This is a genomic window from Microbacterium sp. B19 (assembly GCF_000333395.1).
Classification (GTDB): domain Bacteria; phylum Actinomycetota; class Actinomycetes; order Actinomycetales; family Microbacteriaceae; genus Microbacterium.
In genome coordinates, this window is sequence record NZ_BADA01000499.1 from 1 (window position 1) to 875 (window position 875).

The window sequence follows — 875 nt, forward strand, 5'->3', positions numbered from 1 at the left end:
CCCGCACGACTTCATCGCCGGCTCGGCGGTCTTCGACCCCGCGGGTCGGCGCATCGCCGCGGTCGACGGCGTCGAGGGGCTCGCCGTCGCCGACCTGGATCGCGACGAGATCGCCCGCACCCGCGAGAGCCAGCGCATGTGGGCCGACCGCCGCGACAATCTCGGCATCCCCCGGGCGATCGGCACCGTCACCTCCGGATCCCGGATCGACGCCTGAGGCGCACGGCGCGCGAGACGCACGACGCCTGAGTCGCGCGACGCCTGAGACGCACGGCGCCTGAGACGCACGGCGCCCGCGACGCACGGCGCCTGAGGCCCACGGCGCCCGCCGGAGGCAACCGGCCGCGCCTCACCGCACGGTCAACCGCGCCAAGGACTCCTTCCCCCGCGGCCAATCCCCCAGGCCGCTGGCGGAGTTCAGGTGGCCGCCCGCCGCGATCTCCTCGACCGCGCTCCCCCATCGGCGCCCGAGTTTCCGGGCCGCCTCGACGTCGCAATACGGGTCGTCGGAGCTGGCGACCAGCACGGTCGCGACCGGCAGCGGGCGGGCTGCCACCTCGAGGAATCCGGCCGTCACGACCGACCGGAAGGCGGCGCCCGACGGGTCCGGCGGGGCGACGAGCAGAGCCCCGAGCGGTCGGCGCGCCGTCCCGGCGAGCCATTCCGCCACGGCCCAACATCCCAGACTGTGCGCCACCAGCACGATGTCGTCGACGCGCGGCGCGAGGAGGTCCACGGCACGATCCACCGCGGCGACCCAGTCGTCGAGCTCGGGAACCGACCACGAGGCGGGCTCGATCCGCACCGCCCGCTCCCCCCAGCCCTGCTCCCATCGCGACTGCCAGTGCGCGGCATCCGATCCGTCGATCCCGGGC

1 protein-coding gene and 1 pseudogene are annotated in these 875 nt (G+C 75.4%); one reads left to right on the top strand and one right to left on the bottom strand.

The window, feature by feature from the left end:
- Positions 1 to 217, top strand: a pseudogene (locus tag I5G_RS26035) (carbon-nitrogen hydrolase family protein); the annotation flags it as partial.
- A gap of 132 nt (positions 218 to 349) precedes the next feature.
- On the opposite strand, the gene I5G_RS17315 reads toward I5G_RS26035, so the two are convergent.
- Positions 350 to 875 (bottom strand): alpha/beta hydrolase (locus I5G_RS17315; RefSeq protein ID WP_022880191.1); only part of this gene is annotated, 526 nt, incomplete at its 5' end.